The organism is Moraxella sp. K127 (assembly GCF_015223095.1).
Classification (GTDB): domain Bacteria; phylum Pseudomonadota; class Gammaproteobacteria; order Pseudomonadales; family Moraxellaceae; genus Moraxella.
Map to the genome: position 1 here is coordinate 1 of NZ_JADFBZ010000003.1, position 17,088 is coordinate 17,088.

Genomic DNA, 17,088 nt, shown 5'->3' on the forward strand with positions numbered 1-17,088 from the left:
GTGTTTTTGTTTGGGGTAGGCTAGTCATTGACAGGCTCGCCGTCGCCTTCGGGGATAATCTCATCGCCAGAGCTTTCGGCAATGTCTGTGCCTAAGAACTCATCGGCAAGGGCTTGCTCGGCTTCTTCTCGTGCCAGCTCTTCTCTTTCTAGTTCGTCTTGGGCAATCTCTTCGATGGCTTCGGCTTCGTTGTCATCGGTGATGCTGATGACTTTTTGCTCGGTCTTTTTGCTTTTGGCGATATTGCCATCATCCACCCATTTGATGGGTTCGCCCCTTAGTTGGTGTCTCATAAAATCAGTCCAAATCGGCATGGCAAGTGTGCCACCAAAGGCACCTGAACCAAGTGATGCTGGCTCATCATAGCCCAGCCAAACCACTGCCACATGATTGCGTTGAATGCCCGCAAACCACACGTCTTTGGCTTGGTTGGTGGTGCCTGTCTTGCCCCCTAAGTCAGAGCGAAAGTTGCCCCTTCTGCCGGTGCCACTTGTCATCACGTCTTTTAACATGCTACTCATGTATCGAGTGGTACGCACCGATAGGATGCGTGGGGCTTGCTCTGAGATGCCGTACTGAATGGCTTGTTTGGGGTTTAGGCGGTCAAAGATGGGGGCGGCATCCAAAGTTGGGTGTTCGTTGCGATGGTCGTCTTGACGTGATTGCAATTCTTTTTTGGCGGCATTGGCACGGGCGATTAGAGCTTTGGTGCGGTCGGCACTTTGTGGTGGGTCTTGTTCTTTTTGATTGGATTGGCTGTCGGTGTTGTCGTCTTTGTCTTGGACTGATTTGTCATTTTCTGTATGACCAAAGCCATCTAGCAGGCGAGTATTTACCTTGCTTAGTTCTTTGTTAAAGCATACGGCACAGGCTTGGACGGGATTGGCTTGGAAAATGGTTTCGTTGTGAAAATTATAAATGCGTTCGATGATATAAGGTTGAATGCGATGACCGCCATTGGCAAATGTGGCATAAGCGGTTGCCATTTGTAAGGGTGTGGCATCGGTTGCCCCTAGTGCCAATGCCAAAGATTGTGGCAGACGGTCTTTTTCTAGGCTGAAATAAGACAACATCTCACGGGTGGGCTCAACCCCTGCTCGTTGCATCATGCGGATGGAAGGTAGGTTAAGTGAGCGTGCCAAAGCGTTAGAGATGGAGACAGCACCGCCTGCACCCCCGCCAGCATTTTTGGGTCGCCAGTTGCCGATAACGATGGGGTCATTTGAAATGATGTCGCTGGGGCTTAGTTTGGTGTTCTCAAAAGTGGCGGCATAGACCAATGGCTTGATGATGGAGCCCGGTTGGCGATAACCTTGGGTGGCACGGTTAAATTTACTTTGGTTAAAGTGAAAACCACCAACCACGGCTTCTAAGGCACCATTTTGGGGGTTCATCGCCACCAATGCCCCTTGGGTGCGTGGCGGTTGAGTCACATACCAGCTGTTGCCTTGTTTGCTGACTCTGATGATGTTACCCACTTCAATGGCGGGTTTTAGCTCTTTTCTATCACCAGCGACCAAATTGGTGCCAAAGCCACGACGCTTGCCCCCGACTCTGCTGTCAGCGTAATGCATGTTCATGATGACACGCACGGTCTCGCCTGATTGGAGCTCGGCTCGGATTTGACCGTTTTTGACTTCTACCACTTTGGCGGGGAGCATATCACGAAATCGCTCACCATCTCTAAATGTAAAGGGTTTAAAATTGGCTAAGTTGCCTGTCAATGCTTCAACACCACGATAAGTGGTATTGGCAGAAGCGTTGTGACCATAAGTGCCATTTAAAATGGATTGCCTTGCTTTGATTTGGTCGGTACTATCAATGGTCAGTTGCACTCGCCAGCCACTGTCCATGACTTGCGTGCCATAGCGTTCAACCAAGGCGGAGCGTGCCATCTCAGCGATATAAGGCAAATTGACATCCAACCGCTCTTGATACATGTTTAGCCCGATGTCAGCAGACAGTGCTTCGTCGTGCTCGGCTTTGGTGATGTAACCTTCGGCAAGCATTCGCCCGATAATCCAGTTGCGTCGCTCTAAGGCACGTTTGGGGTTAATGACAGGATTAAAGTCGGATGGGGCTTTGGGCAAGCCTGCCAGCATCGCCATCTCTGCCACGGTTAGGTTATCTAGCGATTTGCTATAATAACGTTTGGCAGCAGCACGGATGCCATATGCCCCTTGACCTAAATAAATCTTATTGACATATAAGGTCATGATTTCTTGTTTGTTGAGTTCGTTTTCGATTTTTCGGGCGATGAACATCTCATTGAGTTTGCGTTCAAAGGTCTGTTCAGGACTTAAAAAGTAGTTTTTGGCAACCTGCTGAGTGATGCTAGAGCCGCCCGTTTGTCCATCCGTGGTTGAAATCATCTCAGTAATGGCACGCCCAAGCCCCTTGACGCTAATGCCAGTATGTTCAAAAAAGGTGTCGTCTTCTGCCGCCAAAAACGCTTGAATCATGGTCTCAGGAATGTCTTCATATGCCACAGGCAGTGAATACCTGTTGCCATACTGCCCGATGAGTTTGTTGTCTGCGGTGTAGATTTGTAGGGGCATTTCTAGGGGCATGGTTTTTAATTCTTTGATGTTTGGCAAGCTCGGTTCAAGATACATTGCCATGCCATAAAACCCAATTGGAAAAGTTAGCACTAAGATAAAAATTAGAGCAAAAATTGCCAAAATTAGGTTTTTTAGGTAAGAAATCAGACGAACGGCAGAATTTTTTTGAGACATAGCGTTTCTAGGTGGTTAAAATTGTTGTCAAAATGTTGTATCATATTCTTTGTGTAAAGAATGCGTTACAAAGCATGTTAATTTTGAAAAATTCATGTTAAAATTACAGCTAAGTATAGCAGATTTCCAACAAAACTGGTAAATAAAACTGTGAAGTTGGCATCATTGGTGTAAAACAGTAACGCACTGTACTTTCAAAAGCCACTATTATAACCGAAACGATGCTGTTTTTGTTCGGTTGGCATCAAAAATATAAGGATAAAGTCTGTGGGACTATCTTTTTCTCCTAAGGGTCGGCATCTTCTCGGCTTAGATGTCAGTACCACTTCCGTTAAACTTGTTGAACTAACAAAGCAACAAGGAAGACTTCATTTGAAGTCTTATGGCGTTGAGCCATTAGAGCCGGGCTGGGTTGTTGATAAAAATATTGTCAATAACGAAGAAGTGGGCGAGGCCATCGCTCGTTTGGTGCGTCGCTCTGGTGCTGGTGCCAAAGATGCTGCAACGGCAGTGTCAGGCTCGGCGGTCATCACCAAAATCATTGACATGGAAACAAACATGTCTGATGCTGACCGTGAGGCACAAATCAAGCTAGATGCTGAGCAGTATATTCCATATCCACTAGCAGAGGTGAATATGGATTTTGAGGTGCTAGGGCCTTCGGCGACCGACCCGAATTTGGTGCGAGTTTTGCTTGCCGCTTCCCGTTCTGAGAACGTGGAACAGCGTGTTGAGGCTCTCTTGATGGGTGGCTTGACAGCCAAAGTGATGGACATTGAGTCCCATGCCATTGAGCGTGCGTTTAGTTTGATGGTGGATAACCTGCCTAATGACCCACAGGTGGTGGCACTCATTGATTTGGGGCATAAGCAGTCCACGCTATATATCGCCAAAGACGGTGAGTTCATCTATAACCGTGAGCAAGGTTTTGGTGGAGCTCAGCTGACCGAAGAGATTCAGTCACGTTATAGCATTCCTTATCATGATGCCACCATTGGCAAGCACGAACATACTTTGCCTGCTGATTATCATGAGGGTGTGCTGATGCCTTTTATGGAAAATATCGTCCAACAAATCAGCCGTTCATTGCAATTTTATTTCTCATCTAGCGAATACAACAATGTTGATCACATCATTTTGTGTGGTGGTACTTCGGCATTGCCAGGATTGGCACAGATGGTGCAACAACGTGTTGGGGGCATGGTGTCGGTGGCAAATCCTTTTGAGGGCATGTCCATTGACTCACGCATTGATACCGTTATGCTCCAAAAAGATGCACCAAGCCTGATGGCAGCGTGTGGATTGGCTTTAAGGGGGTTTGACTGATGGCACGCATTAACTTATTACCATGGCGTAAAGAACAGCGTGAGCGTAGAAATAAAGAGTTTAATCTTTTAGCTGCTGCCACCGCTGGACTTGCCATTTTAGCGACGATTTTGGTTTTGTCTATTTTAAATAGAGATTTAACCAATCAACAAAATGCCAATAAACGTATTGAAGATGCCAACGCTCAGCTTGATGTCGCCCTAAAATCGATTGAAGATTTGGAAGCTCAACGCGAGCAAATGTTGGCTCAGATGAAAGTCATTCAAGATTTGCAGGGTCGCCGTTCGGTTCCCGTACGTGTGTGGGACAACATTGCCCGAGCCATCCCAAGAGATACCATGTATTTAAATAACATTAAGCGTGAAGGTGATGTTATTAGATTGACAGGTTTTGCTGCCAACCCCAACGTTGTGGCAAACCTAGTGCGTAATCTAAATGCCAGTGAGTGGTTAGATGGTTCGGCGGTAGTGAGTATTAAGAGTGGCATACAAGCGTATCAAGGTACACCTTCTCAGCAAGTGGCTAATGCAGGTGCCCGTTCTGTCTATCCTGAGGATAGCTATGTAGAATTCGTGGCAACCACCAAGATTCAATATCAAGAAGCCAAAGATGAAGCTACTGATTCAGCTGGTGAAGACGTTGCTTTGCCACCTGTCACTGTGGATAGCCAAGGCATGGACAACCAAGAGATGCCCGAGGTGTCAGTGATTGGTGTTGATAATGCCCCAGCTCAAACACCTTCAACCACAAGTGAGACAACACCGCCATCTGCACCTACTAATAACACCACCGTGGATACAGAAGCGACTGATGCTCCTAATACTCAAAATGCACAACCTACACCTACAGATGGTAGTACCCAAGTAGGAGGTCAATTATGAAATCACCTTTTAAAAAATCCAAACCAGCTACCGATGCGGCTGCTACCCCAGAGGAGAGTGGCAAGAAAAAAATTAAACTTGGCAAGCCAAATTTATCAAAGCCAAAAGGCTTGGGTGGCTTGGGTAAATCCAAAGCAAAAGCCAAGGGTAAAAAAGCAGGTTCTAAGCCTAAAAAGCCTGCTTTTGATTCCAAGAAGTTTATGGCGGAGGTTAATTCCTTAAATGGTCAAAACTATGGCTCTGCTCCAATGCCGGTCAAGATCTTTATCTTGGCGATGTTGGTGGTATTTATCTTGGCACTTGCTTGGTTTATGTTGGTCTCCAAAAAGCTTGATGAGATCAAAGCGGCAGAAGCACAGCAATCAGTATTGCTAGATCAGTATAAAGAAAAAGAATCCAAAGCTCGCCATTTGCAAGCTTATGAAGAGCAAGTGGCACAAATGAAAACTGACTTTGCTGACTTACTAGCACAGCTACCCACCGATACTCGTGTGCCTGAATTGGTGGATGGTATTAACATGGTGGGCAGTGGTAGCGGTGTGCGATTCCAAGACATCTCAGTGCAGGCCGAGGTGGAGCAAGAGTTTTTCATTGAACAGCCGATTCAAATCATTGGTTTGGGTGATTACCATCAATTTGGCTCGTTTGTGAGTGGTATTGCGGCATTGCCACGAATCATCACCATGCATGATTTTGAAATTAAAAACCCACAGCCATCGCTTGATAGAATGCCCGAGTTACAACTGGTGTTGCAAACTAAGACTTATCGCTCCAAAGGCGTGGATTTGAATGCAACAACCGAAGGAGGTCAATGATGATAAATAATTCTTCTAAGGTCGGTGTTGGTTTATTGCTGGCATTATTATTAATGACGGGTTGTACTGATCGCATTAGTATTGCTGAGTCTGAGATGCAAAAAATTCGCAGTCAAGGACCGCAAGCCATTGAGCCACCACCAGAGCCACTTCACATTGAAGATTTTGCTTATGCTGCTCAAAGTGAGCCTAGTCCTTTCGTGGCAAAAAGCCTGCGCGAACGCCAGCAAGTCAGAGAACAGGCACCTTCGGTGAAGCCAGATGAGAACCGGATGAAAGAGCCGCTTGAGTCTTATGAATTGACCGAACTGACCTATCGTGGCAAAGTAACCGCTCCCAATGGACAGGAATTTGGATTGGTACAAACACCAGATGGTATGGTTCATGATGTTCAAAAAAACAATTATTTGGGCAAAAACCATGGTCGCATTGCTGAGATTACAGCAACGCAAATCAATCTTATTGAGATTGTCAAAGATGTTGATGAGCAATACGTTGAAAAAACCACTCCGTTGGTGTCACCAAATTAACAGAGCCAACTAGATTTATTCTGAGGACAAAATAATGAATTTTTTAACCAAAAAATCCGCCTTTGCTTACTCTGCGTTGGCAATCAGTTTTATGGCGATTGAGGCACATGCTTTAGCCATTCAAGGTTTATCAGCCAACCAAATCAGTGCTGACACCACACAAATTAAGGTTGCTTTTGATGGTCAGCCTGTAACCCCTGTTGCCTACCAGCAGGCAGGTGGCAAACAACTGACACTTGATTTTAACCAAGTCAGCAGTGGTGGATTGCCAAGAAGCATGCCCATTAACCGTGGTGTGGTCAATGAAGTAACTGCACTAAATAATGGTTCGATGACACGCTTGATGATTGATTTAAAAGAACAGGCAAGCTATACCAGCACCATTGAAGGCAATAATCTCCTTGTAAATGTCAAGCAGGGCAATCAAGTGGTGGTAAATCCATCTGTTGCCCCAGCATCTAATCAGCCAATGACAGTAAGGGTTAATCCGCTACTTGCACCGACCAGCTCTTCTTTGGCGACAAATTATGAAGGCATTTCGGCATTTAATTATACAGGTAATGCTCAAGGTGGCGATGTTGTTGTCAGCTTGACCAATGAATCTATTCCTGTAGATGTACAACGCCAAGGCAACAAATTGGTGATTCGCACCACTGGCACGACCATTCCACGCCATCTATTAAGACGTATTGCTGGCAATGGATTGGTTGCAGATGTTAATGCAACCAACCAAGGTCAAAACGGTGTGATTACCATCAACATGACAGGGGACTTTGAATACCAAGCGTATCAGTCAGGTTCCACCTTAAATGTATCAGTGCTACCACCTAAGATGTTGCGTGAGCCTACCTTAGAAGAGAAGGTTTATACCGGTGAGCCCCTGTCTATGGAGTTTCAGGATGTCTCAGTGCGTACTGTTTTGGATGTGCTGGCTAAGTTTGTGAATGATAACGCCAGTGGCAATCAGGGTTATTTGAATATTGTTGCCAATGACAATGTACAGGGCAATATTACGCTACGACTGATGAATGTGCCATGGGATCAAGCTTTGGATATCATCCTAAAAAGCAAGGGTTTAGGTCAGCGTAAAAATGGCAATGTGATTTTGGTGGCACCTGCTAACGAGATAGCTGCTGCAGAAATCAAAGAGTTAGAAGATGCCAGAAGAGTGGATGAATTAGAACCCATTCGTCAAGAATACATTCGCCTAAATTATGCCAAAGCAGAGGATATCCATGAATTGATAGGCAGAGTGGGCAGTGCAAGTAGCACAATTGGTTCGGCTAACAATCACAATTCACTGCTTAGCCCACGTGGTAATGCCACCTTTGACGCTCGCACTAACACCATCATTATTAATGATACAGCACGAAGCATTAATAATGTACGCCAATTGATTGAAACCATTGATATTCCTGTCAAGCAGGTAATGATTGAAGCTCGCATTGTGAATGCTTCGGATTCGTTCTCCAAACAGTTGGGTGTTAGATGGGGTTTTAATAGAACTGGTAACAAGTTTGACATTCGTGGCATGAATGGTTTGTCTTCTTCAAATACCGAATCACGCTTTGGTAACTTTGCTGTTGATTTGGGTGTTACAGCGACAAGCGGCATATCGTTGGGACTTTTAAACATTGATAACTATGCACTGGGCTTGGAATTATCAGCGATGCAAGCGGATAATAAAGGGGAACTCATCTCTTCACCAAAGGTCTTAACAACCGACAAGCAAACGGCAAAAATATCATCTGGGGTAGAGATTCCTTATCAAGAGGCAGCAGCCAGCGGTGCAACGAGCGTCAGTTTCAAAGAAGCAGCCTTAGTGCTATCTGCCACACCAAATATCACCCCAGAGGGGAAGATTGGTCTAGACCTAGAAATCACCAATTCGGCAGACTCTGGTAGTAGGGTATTGGGCGTGCCAATTCTTAATACAGATGAGATAAAAACTAATGTCATCTTAGAAGATGGTCAGACTGTGGTGTTGGGCGGTGTCTTTAAGAACACCATTGGTAACAACCAAAATAAAGTGCCTTTCTTGGGTGATTTACCAGGGGTGGGTCGTTTGTTTAGAAATGACGTTAGACTTAACAACAAAGAGGAGCTCCTTATCTTTGTTACACCACGCATCGTCAATGATGGCGTTAGTCGCTACTAATCTTGATGATTTAAATAAAAAGCAGGCGATTGGTCTGCTTTTTATTTTGCGTTCACAAAAAATCACTAGCCATAATCGCCCAAACCTTGTATGATAAAGCATTTATTTTTAGCGACATCATTATGAATGTAGAAGAATCGGCAGTGATTGAAGAAGTTTTGGTTGAAAGACCCATTCATCACTATGCCCATCTATTGCCATCCATCTTTTTGGTGGGACCCATGGGGGCAGGCAAGACAACCATTGGTAAACTGCTTGCCAAACATCTAAAACGACCCTTTTTGGATGCAGATTGGTATATCAGCGAAAAGGCAGGGGCGGATATTCCTTGGATTTTTGCCAAAGAAGGAGAGTCGGGCTTTCGTGAGCGAGAAAGCCATGCCATGGACGAGCTGTCTGCCATGCCAGATATTGTGCTAGCCACAGGTGGTGGCGTGGTAGAGCGTGAGTGCAACCGTGAGTATCTGCAACGTGGTTTGGTGATATTTTTAGATGCCAGTGTGGACACCCAAATTCATCGCACCAAAAAAGATAAAAATCGCCCTTTGTTAAAAAATGACAACCCCAGAGCGGTCTTGGAGATGCTTTACCAAAGGCGGGCTCCTTTATACAAAGAAGTGGCGGACATCACTGTTGCAACAGGACGTGCTTATCCTAAACAAATGATGAATGAGATATTAGACATCCTAATTGCTTATGCCAAAGATATTGAGAGTAAATCGAGTGTCATATAAATTAGCTTGATTTGTTTGTTTTAATCCACCCTTATTTTTCCATCATCACTCAGTAGTAAGTACCCATGACACACATTACCAGTACGCTTAGCGTTCATACCCAGAGCCATGATTACCCCATTTTTATCGGTGCCAGCCCCACAGGTCAGATAGATTTGGCAGGCCCTATTTTGCCTTTTATCAAGGGTAAGCAGGTGCTTATTGTTACCAACAGTACAGTTGCTCCTTTGTATTTGACTGATTTTAGCGAGTGTTTGATGGCGACAGGTTTGACGGTGGCGAGCTGTATTCTGCCTGACGGTGAACAGTACAAAAACCAAGAGCATGTCAATGCTATTTATGATGCGTTAATGAAAAATCATTTTGCCCGAGATTGTACGCTCATCGCCTTGGGTGGCGGAGTGATTGGTGACATGACAGGCTTTGCGGCGGCAAGTTTTATGCGTGGCGTGAATTTTATTCAGGTGCCGACCACGTTATTGGCACAGGTGGACTCGTCCGTAGGTGGCAAGACGGGCATCAATCATCCACTTGGCAAGAATATGATTGGGGCATTTTGGCAACCCGTGTGCGTACTGGCGGATATGACGACATTTGAGACATTGCCCAAAAGAGAGTTTGCGGCAGGACTGGCAGAAGTGGTAAAATACGCCCTGATTTTTGATAAAGATTTTTTGGATTGGCTTGAAACCAATGCCACCAAAATCAACGCTAGAGATGCCAACATACTCGGTGAAATGGTATATCGTTGCTGTGATTATAAAGCTCAAATTGTCGCCAGCGACGAGCGTGAATCAGGCGTGCGTGCTTTATTGAATTTTGGTCATACCTTTGGTCATGTTATCGAGACCCACATGGGCTATGGCAACTGGCTCCATGGCGAAGCGGTGGGGGTGGGCATGGTACAAGCATTGGCGATGTCGCATAAGCTGGGACTGATTGGTCGTGATGATGTGGTGCGTGTGGTGGCACTGCTTAGGACGTTTGATTTGCCAGTATGTCCGCCAGCCATTGACCCAGCAGTGGCACTCAATCTGATGGGGCATGATAAAAAGGTGCAAAATGGCTCCATCCGCTTGGTGTTGTTGGAGACGTTGGGTAAGGCGTTTGTCACCAAGGATTTTGAGATGGTACTGCTCGAACAAGTGTTAGATGGCATTGATGGGTATTTATCATAACTATTGCTCCATTCTCAACTTGATATAAGTGCTTGATTTATCAAGGGCGAATATGATTTGCCCCTACAATCCAAAAAATAATTATGAGACAATCAATAAGTTGCTATTTTAGGTTGAGTGTGAAGTATTTAGGGCGTGCTTGCCGTTGATAACATTTTTATAAGATAAGGTAAAAACTTAACATTTTAAATCAATTTTTGCATGAAAAATGGCTATCCGACTACTTAACTGTGTGATTTTAAGATTTGTTTATTTCATTTTTAAAATTAAGTGGTCGGATTGTGGCTCGAAGTCACAGCCCTTGTTGATATTTTAATATCAACTGCGGAGCTTTCCTTGAAAAACGTGCGATTCCCCTGCTTTTTTAAACAGGTATTTTTTCATGGCAAATACCAAAGGCAGGCACGCCCTAATTATTGTTTTTAATTAATTTACATAACAAGGCAAAACCATGACCCAAAGTGTAGCGATGATTAACAAAAAGTCCAGAAGACAGGCGGTGATGTGGCTTGTCATGGCAGGCATCATGCTGATATTGTGGTTCTTAATGTCGCTCTCCCATGGCACGCCAGCGACTGCCAAAGAGCGTCAAAAAACCCAAGCGGTTGCAGAAGACTTTGCTTTGCCGGTGACCATTGACAATTTAAATGAACTCTCCAAGGAAGTGCCACCCATTGATTTTGCGACGGTGGTGCGAGATTTGCGTAATTATCCTGCTGAGTTTAAAGGCAAGAAGTTTTTTGAAGATAACAAAAAACGTTGGACGGTGCAAGTGATGGACGTGGCTCAAAATGAGATTATTACCGAATATCTCAAAGGGCGGAGCGACCGTGAAAAATTTGCTTATTTTCGCTATCATAATGCCAATAACGAACAACGTTATATCCTAACCTATGGCATCATGGGTAGCACCCAAGAAGCATTGGGGACGATAAGAGTGATAGATTTTGGACTGCCAAAAAGCGTGACACCCATGCCTGAAGAAATGGGTCGCTATGTGAGCATGGTGGATAACTATGAACGTCCAGAGACGTTTGTGGATTTTTCTGAAGAAGCACCCCGTTCGGTAAAATTACAACCCACCAAAAAAGAAATCCCTGCCGAAGCACCAAAAGAAGAGAGCAGTCAAGAGACGGTCAAGCCTAAGGCAGTTAAAGAAGAGAATATTGCTGATTTTGGCGAAGAAGCCAAGCCAAATACCAAGCCCAATGCAAAATCTGGCAAGCCTGATGTTGGCGAACAGCCCAAAATGCCACCAACCATCATCCCCAAAGAGATACCAGAGCAGTCTAAGCCGAGTACAAGCAGCGAGACCAAGCCACAACAAGCTGAGCCTAAGCCTGAACAGCCTGTCCAAAGTGCAAATATTGCTGATTTGGCACCAGCACCATCCATGTCTGGTGTAGACACATCTGCCATTCCAGGTGATGAGTGATGAGCATATGGCAGAGCTAACAAGGAGTTGGAATGAAAAATTTAAACGCCCAAGCGGTGTTAGCACAATTAAAAGCGGGCAATTTGCGTTATGTAGAAAAAATCAAAAACGCCAAAGAACATCATCAGCCCCCACCGATACTTGTGGAGGAACAACTGCCATCGGCGATTATTTTGGGGTGTTCGGACGCTCGTGTGCCAGTGGAGCTGATTTTTGACCAAAAATTAGGCGAATTGTTTGTTATTCGAGTGGCGGGCAATGTCGTTGCTCCATCACAGATTGGTTCGGTGGAGTTTGCTGCCGAGAAATTCGGCACCGAGCTTGTGGTGGTGCTAGGGCATAGCCACTGTGGGGCGGTAACGGCGTGCGTGGAGACACTTATTAACCCCGAGCAGTATTATTCGCCCAACCTGCAATCCATTGTTGATAGGATTCGCCCCAGTGTGTATAATTTACATGAGATACTCACCGCAAACGATGGCGAGATAGACATGGATGAGTTCATTGACCGTGCCGTGCGTGCCAATGTCCGACTGTCGGTAAGCCAGTTAAAATCAGGCTCACGCAGTTTGGAGGACATGGTTAATAGTGGGCGATTAACCATTGTCGGAGCAGAATATGATGTTGCCACTGGTAAAGTGAACTTTTTTGAATGATTTTATCAATAGGTTTATTAAAATCTACCGATGTGGCAAAATCTTGTTGCCTTATCCCAACTAAGTGTTTTATCGATTAAATGTCAATCAAATATCAACCTAAATGGAGAAATTAATGACTTTCATACCCCAGCCTGACCAAGCCTTGACCGCTGATGGTGTCAAAGACATTCCAACAGCATCTGAGAACTTTACTTTTAATCACACCATGCTACGTATCAAAGACCCTACCAAATCACTAGAATTCTATACTGGCGTGCTTGGAATGACCCTATTACGCCACAGTCAATTCCCTGATGCCAAATTTGACCTATATTTTTTGGCAAAATTGACCAAAGATGAGCGTGAGAATTTGCCTGCCACAGAGAACCTGACCGCTTATGTCTCTCGCCAACGCGGTATTCTAGAACTTACGCACAACTACGGCACCGAAAATGATGCTGATTTTAGCTATCATGACGGCAACAGCGACCCCAGAGGCTTTGGACATATTTGCTTTGCCGTGCCTGATTTGGCAGAGGCAGTAGCGTGGTTTGATGAGAATAATGTCGTATTCCAAAAACGCCCCGAAGACGGTAGCATGAAAGACATCGCCTTTATCAAAGACCCAGACGGCTATTGGGTAGAGATTATTGAGCTAAAAGGCTAAACACAAAAAAACACGCTTTTGGGCGTGTTTTTTATGATAAATAAATGGCGTGCCTGGCGGGAATTGAACCCACGACCTTCAGCTTCGGAGGCTGACACTCTATCCAACTGAGCTACAGGCACATTTAAGGGCGATATTTTAGCAAATTTTTGCTAAAATTACCATGTTTTTGTAAAATTACCAAAAAATCTTGCTAATTTTTTACAAATTACATAAAAAACGTGGCATTTTATCCCTATTTTCCCTTATAATAGTAGGGTAAATTTCCCAAACCCAGAATAACAAGATTATTCAAGGCTAAACGAGATAAGACAATGAAAAAAATTGTAACTTTATCTTTTGCCACATTGTTGGCAATCTCTGGCGTGATGACCAGCCAAGCAAGTGAAGCACCTGCCAATGCAAAAGCAACGACCGAGACTCAGGCAGAGACCGCGATTGCAGAAGCACCAAAAGCAGAAGCCAAAAAAGAAGCCATCCCTGAGGATAGTGCTCAGGTCAAAAAGCTCATCGCCATGTACCCACAACTGGTGGCACGTATCGCCCCTGTGGGTAAAGTGTGCTTTGATGGTGAAGAATGTGATATCAACATCACCGTACTGGCTCCTGCGGTAGAGGGTGTGGCTCGTCCAGGTGACCAGCTTTATAAAGCCATCTGTGCCACTTGTCATGATGCAGGTTTGGTAGGAGCTCCTAAAATAGGTACCTCTGACTGGGCTCCACGTATTGCCAAAGGCAAGACAACTTTGTATGACCATGCCATCAATGGCTTTAATGCCATGCCTGCCCGTGGTGGTGCAGACATCTCTGATGATGAAGTAAAAAATGCGGTTGATTATATCATCACTCAATCTCAATAATTTATCTAATGACACCAAATGGCTTAGGTGGGCAACCACTTAGGCGATTTGTCTTTGCTGTGTTTTGGTAATTTTTATATCATATTTTTATACCATATAAGATAACACCCATGCAAAACATGACTGACCAAACACACCTAGCCTAAACATAATTTTAAAAACCATGACCATGCCAGCTTTAACAATATCCAACCTTAAAAAAACCTATCCTAACGGCTTTACCGCCCTAAAAGGTGTGGATTTGACTGTGCCACAAGGTGAATTTTTTGCTTTGCTTGGTGCTAATGGGGCGGGTAAATCCACCATGATTGGTATTATTAGCTCATTATTTCCACAAACAGATGGTACGGTGCAGATTTTTGGTGTGGATTTGCACAAAAATCCAAGCCTTGCCAAATCCTATTTGGGCATTGTTCCCCAAGAATTTAATTTTAATCAATTTGAAAAATGTTTGGACATTCTCATCATTCAAGCAGGCTATTACGGCATAAAAAAGAAAGATGCTCTACCTCGGGCACAATTTTTATTAAAAGAATTGGGGCTTTGGGATAAACAAGATGAAAAGGCTCGTTCGCTCTCTGGCGGTATGAAACGCCGTTTGATGATTGCTCGTGCCTTGATACACCGCCCCAAACTGCTCATATTAGATGAACCAACCGCAGGGGTAGATATTGAATTGCGTCGTTCTATGTGGGATTTTATTGAACACTTGAATAAAAATGAAGGCACTACCATTATTTTGACCACTCACTATTTAGAAGAAGCTGAACAGTTATGTAAATACATTGCCATATTAAATCATGGTGAGATTTTAATTAATACCGATATGAAATCACTACTTACGCAGTTATCATTAGAAACTTTTGTATTTGATTTAAAAGATGAATTAAATAACACGCCAACCATCAATAATATCAGCCACATAACTTTATCGGATAATAAAACCCTAGAAATTACACTTAATAAAAACCAAAATCTAAATGATGTATTTTGCCAATTAAATGATTTTAATATCCAAATTGTTAGCATGAGAAATAAAAACAACCGCCTAGAAGAATTATTTATGGGAGTGGTAGACAATCACTCTCAAAATAGCAAATAAATGACGGAAAAAATATATTAATATTATTAAGGAAAATCATGAACAGTCAATTAGTCGCTTTTAACACCTTACTATTTAAAGAAATAAAACGCATTGTCCGTATTTGGCCTCAAACTTTATTGCCCCCTGTTATTACCATGACGTTATATTTTGTAATATTTGGACAAATGATAGGCTCTCGTGTCGGAGAGATGGGAGGCGTGAGTTATATGCAATTTATCGTGCCTGGTCTTATCATGATGTCGGTCATTACCAACAGTTATTCTAATGTGGTTTCATCATTTTTTAGCACCAAATTTCATGGCAGTATTGATGAAATGCTGGTGTCGCCCATATCTAAGCACGCCATATTATTAGGCTATGTGGGCGGTGGCGTGTTTCGTGGGCTTGCCATTGCATTAATTGTGAGTATTGTGGCATTATTTTTTACCCAATTAACAATCAGTCATTTTCCGATCATGCTTATTACCATTATTGGCACATCTGTGTTGTTTTCATTGGGTGGATTTGTTAATGCAGTATTTGCCCATTCTTTTGATGATATTTCTATTGTGCCAAGTTTTATTTTAACGCCCTTAACTTATTTGGGCGGTGTATTTTATTCATTGGAGAATTTATCATCTTTTTGGCAAAATTTATCTTTGCTAAATCCCATTGTATATATGGTCAATGCTTTTCGTTATGGCATATTGGGGCATTCTGATGTCAATGTCGGTTATTCGTTATTGGCGATTTTGGTATTTTGTGCGGTGTTTTATGGCGTGGCATATAAAATATTAAAAGACGGTAAAAGAATTCGGCTTTCTTAGTTTAATAAACTTCCTGTAAAACTAGTTTTCCGTTCGCCCTGAGCTTGTCGAAGGGTGGCGGAAAACCGTCATGGTTCGACAGGCTCACCACGAACGGTTTTCCTTAATTTGGGGTTTTGCAGGAAGTCTAATATAAATCAAATAAAAAAGGTAAAATATGAGCATTCACGGCGTACTGGGCGAAAGCACCACCTATTCAAAAACTTATGACCCCACTATTTTATATCCCATTTCTCGGCAAATCGGACGAGATGAGATTTTAAAAGACGTGGGATTTGATTTTAATAATTACCATGACGAATTAAAAAAAGGCGTGGATATTTGGCAAGCCTTTGAATTGTCATGGCTAAATCCGATTGGTATTTCACAAGTGGCAATGGCTCGTTTTGCCATTCCTGCCAATTCGCCAAATATCGTAGAATCCAAATCATTAAAGCTCTATCTGAATAGCCTAAACTTTACTAAATTTAGCAGTATTGATGAATTAAAAATCACGCTACAAAAAGATTTATCCGCTTGTGTTGGTGCGAATGTGGACGTTGAGATTATTGATTTAAATAGCGATGAATTAGCTATCGTAAAACCTATTGGCATTTGTATTGATGATGTATTAAATCATTTATCTGATGAAGTCATTTTAAGCGATGATATTGATAGCAAGTTTTTAAAAAATGCCAAAAAAGGCGAATTAAAAGCCTATCAATTTTATAGCAATCTTTTACGTTCAAATTGCCCTGTTACCAATCAGCCTGACTGGGGGACGGTGCAAATTGAGATGACAAGCGAATACGCATTGGATTTTGGCGAATTTTTAAAATACATTTTGTCATTTAGACAGCATAACGGCTTTCATGAGCAATGCGTGGAGCGGATATTTGCCGATATGATGATGTATTTTAAGCCGACCTCTTTAAAAGTGTTGGCGAATTATACAAGACGTGGTGGGATTGACATTAACCCTGTACGGGTATTTAATGCGGATAAGGGGCGGATTAGACGGCTTATTCGTCAATAAAATAAAAGTAAAAAATAAACCCTGTAATGACAGGGTTTATTTATTAGGGTGTGCCTATCTTTTGTATTTGCAATGAAAAATGAGAAAAATCGCACGTTTTTCAAGGAAAAAACTTGCTTGATAGTTATTCTATCAAGCAAGTTTTTGACGAAGAAAAACAAGATTTAGCCATTTTTCATGCAAAAACGGTTAATTTATCTCTAAA

At 43.2% G+C, this 17,088-nt stretch carries 15 protein-coding genes and 1 tRNA gene; 14 read left to right on the top strand and 2 right to left on the bottom strand.

Annotated elements, in window-relative coordinates:
* Positions 1 to 20: 20 nt before the first annotated feature.
* On the bottom strand, positions 21 to 2,735 hold the full coding sequence (locus IM753_RS00945) for a penicillin-binding protein 1A (RefSeq protein WP_065255324.1): 2,715 nt from the start codon (positions 2,733 to 2,735) through the stop codon (positions 21 to 23).
* A 267-nt stretch (positions 2,736 to 3,002) separates the two neighbouring features.
* Here IM753_RS00945 and IM753_RS00950 point away from each other — a divergent pair, with 267 nt between their 5' ends.
* The 10 genes from IM753_RS00950 (at position 3,003) to gloA (ending at position 13,097) form a co-directional block, all read left to right on the top strand.
* Positions 3,003 to 4,061 carry a pilus assembly protein PilM gene (locus IM753_RS00950; RefSeq protein ID WP_194092607.1) on the top strand — a complete coding sequence of 353 codons (1,059 nt, stop codon included), beginning with the start codon at positions 3,003 to 3,005 and terminating at the stop codon, positions 4,059 to 4,061.
* Entirely contained in the window at positions 4,061 to 4,942 is an 882-nt protein-coding gene (locus IM753_RS00955; RefSeq protein ID WP_194108438.1) for a PilN domain-containing protein, read from the top strand. The genes IM753_RS00950 and IM753_RS00955 overlap by 1 nt, the downstream gene beginning before the upstream one ends.
* Positions 4,939 to 5,757 carry a type 4a pilus biogenesis protein PilO gene (locus IM753_RS00960; RefSeq protein ID WP_083108163.1) on the top strand — a complete coding sequence of 273 codons (819 nt, stop codon included), beginning with the start codon at positions 4,939 to 4,941 and terminating at the stop codon, positions 5,755 to 5,757. The genes IM753_RS00955 and IM753_RS00960 overlap by 4 nt, the downstream gene beginning before the upstream one ends.
* Positions 5,757 to 6,287, top strand: a complete 531-nt coding sequence (locus tag IM753_RS00965; RefSeq protein WP_227713033.1) for a pilus assembly protein PilP — start codon at positions 5,757 to 5,759, stop codon at positions 6,285 to 6,287. The genes IM753_RS00960 and IM753_RS00965 overlap by 1 nt, the downstream gene beginning before the upstream one ends.
* Before the next feature lie 34 nt (positions 6,288 to 6,321).
* On the top strand, positions 6,322 to 8,445 hold the full coding sequence (locus IM753_RS00970; protein WP_194108440.1) for a type IV pilus secretin PilQ: 2,124 nt from the start codon (positions 6,322 to 6,324) through the stop codon (positions 8,443 to 8,445).
* A gap of 122 nt (positions 8,446 to 8,567) precedes the next feature.
* Positions 8,568 to 9,179, top strand: coding sequence for a shikimate kinase (locus IM753_RS00975; protein WP_194108441.1), 612 nt, complete (start codon positions 8,568 to 8,570; stop codon positions 9,177 to 9,179).
* A 65-nt stretch (positions 9,180 to 9,244) separates the two neighbouring features.
* Entirely contained in the window at positions 9,245 to 10,357 is a 1,113-nt protein-coding gene (gene aroB / locus IM753_RS00980) for a 3-dehydroquinate synthase (protein WP_062498569.1), read from the top strand.
* Between the two features lie 451 nt (positions 10,358 to 10,808).
* The gene (locus IM753_RS00985; protein ID WP_194108442.1) at positions 10,809 to 11,792 is read left to right on the top strand and encodes a hypothetical protein; all 984 of its coding nucleotides are present in this window, start codon (positions 10,809 to 10,811) and stop codon (positions 11,790 to 11,792) included.
* A 32-nt stretch (positions 11,793 to 11,824) separates the two neighbouring features.
* Positions 11,825 to 12,448 (top strand): carbonic anhydrase, encoded by a 624-nt coding sequence (locus IM753_RS00990; RefSeq protein WP_194108443.1) that lies wholly within the window; start codon positions 11,825 to 11,827, stop codon positions 12,446 to 12,448.
* 115 nt (positions 12,449 to 12,563) lie between these two features.
* Positions 12,564 to 13,097, top strand: coding sequence for a lactoylglutathione lyase (gloA, locus tag IM753_RS00995; RefSeq protein ID WP_065255317.1), 534 nt, complete (start codon positions 12,564 to 12,566; stop codon positions 13,095 to 13,097).
* Between the two features lie 45 nt (positions 13,098 to 13,142).
* Here the strand turns inward: gloA and IM753_RS01000 are convergent.
* Positions 13,143 to 13,219 (bottom strand) — tRNA-Arg (locus IM753_RS01000).
* Positions 13,220 to 13,411: 192 nt separating this feature from the next.
* Between IM753_RS01000 and IM753_RS01005 the strand changes: the two genes are divergently transcribed.
* The 4 genes from IM753_RS01005 (at position 13,412) to queF (ending at position 16,883) form a co-directional block, all read left to right on the top strand.
* The gene (locus IM753_RS01005) at positions 13,412 to 13,957 is read left to right on the top strand and encodes a cytochrome c5 family protein (RefSeq protein WP_062498552.1); all 546 of its coding nucleotides are present in this window, start codon (positions 13,412 to 13,414) and stop codon (positions 13,955 to 13,957) included.
* A gap of 169 nt (positions 13,958 to 14,126) precedes the next feature.
* Positions 14,127 to 15,059, top strand: a complete 933-nt coding sequence (locus IM753_RS01010; protein ID WP_370582798.1) for an ABC transporter ATP-binding protein — start codon at positions 14,127 to 14,129, stop codon at positions 15,057 to 15,059.
* 38 nt (positions 15,060 to 15,097) lie between these two features.
* Positions 15,098 to 15,868 (top strand): ABC transporter permease, encoded by a 771-nt coding sequence (locus IM753_RS01015; protein ID WP_194108445.1) that lies wholly within the window; start codon positions 15,098 to 15,100, stop codon positions 15,866 to 15,868.
* A 157-nt stretch (positions 15,869 to 16,025) separates the two neighbouring features.
* Entirely contained in the window at positions 16,026 to 16,883 is an 858-nt protein-coding gene (queF, locus tag IM753_RS01020) for an NADPH-dependent 7-cyano-7-deazaguanine reductase QueF (RefSeq protein ID WP_194108446.1), read from the top strand.
* Positions 16,884 to 17,088: the final 205 nt, after the last annotated feature.